The sequence below is a fragment of the Mesorhizobium sp. M7A.F.Ca.US.014.04.1.1 genome (genome assembly GCF_003998745.1).
Classification (GTDB): domain Bacteria; phylum Pseudomonadota; class Alphaproteobacteria; order Rhizobiales; family Rhizobiaceae; genus Mesorhizobium; species Mesorhizobium ciceri.
Window position 1 is genome coordinate 1 of record NZ_RZRW01001058.1, and the last position, 1174, is coordinate 1174.

The window sequence follows — 1174 nt, forward strand, 5'->3', positions numbered from 1 at the left end:
CCCCTGCCCCATGGCGAATTCCAGCCCGGCTCCTCCGGTGACGACAACTTCCAGAGGACAAAATCGCCGGGATTTTTCTTATGCGCGTCGACGGCGACGCGAGCACCGGCCTGCTGCTCGTCGAGATTGCGCTTCGACAGCTGGCCGTAGTCGGGCATCGACGCCGTGTCGAACAGGACTTCGCCCGCAGCAACATAGGCATGGCCGCGTTCGATCAGGCTTTGAATCAAGGTGATCATGTCAACCTTGCCGTCGGCACGGGGCTCGACGAATTCGGTGGCGCGCGGCTCGACCGTCGGCTCCAGGCAGCCGAGAACCGCCACGTCGCTGTGGAACTGGTCGGCGGTCTTTTCGGTGACCCGCCTGATCGCCTCATTCAACGACAGCGTGCCGGAAGCGATCTCGCCGCCGAAATCGCGCAAAGCGCGCGCATTGATCTTGTCGTCTACGTCGGTGATGTTGCGCACATAGGTGACGTGCGTCTGCCCATAGAGATGGCGCAGCAAGCGGAACAGCACGTCGAAGACGATCACCGGCCTGGCATTGCCGATATGAGCAAAGTCGTAGACGGTCGGGCCGCAGACATACATGCGCACGTTCAGCGGATCGATCGGGACGAAATCCTCTTTCGTCCGCGTCAGCGTGTTGTAGAGGCGCAGGCCCTGCGATGCGTCGGACATTCGTGCCTTCCCGGTTCAGAACTCAATTCGACGAAGCCAGCCCTGCGCGAACGCAAATCAGGCTCCAGCCTGCTGGCCGGGGCGTTTGTCCAATCTGGGGAGAGATGAGGCGAAAACGTCCGGACCAGCGCGAGGCTAGCCAATAATGCAAATGCCACAAATGGCGAAAGACGTTTTCATGGGCGGCTTTATCGCCTTGGCTTGTGTTGCCGTCAAGTCGCAAGTTTCGGCAAAACCGTCGCTGGGTCACAGGTAATGATGCACTGAAACATTTTATTAAACATGTCGGCACAGTCATGAAACATTCGCCGGCTAGATCAGCAGGCGTCACGATTTGGTCAGAATCGGCCATCAAACGCAGACACGAAAATGTTACCAGGGAAGAGAGACATGCCCCGAACCAAGCAGGAAGCCAACCGCGCCAAGCAGCCGGCGCTGGCCAACCACTATCGCGCAATCGGCCCGGCCGCGATCGTCGCCGCCCTTCTCCATTC

Annotated in this window: 1 pseudogene; it reads right to left on the reverse strand. The window is 59.5% G+C overall.

What is annotated here, in order from left to right:
• Positions 1–680: pseudogene (locus EOA22_RS34440) on the reverse strand (cysteine--tRNA ligase); the annotation flags it as partial.
• Positions 681–1174 lie beyond the last annotated feature (494 nt).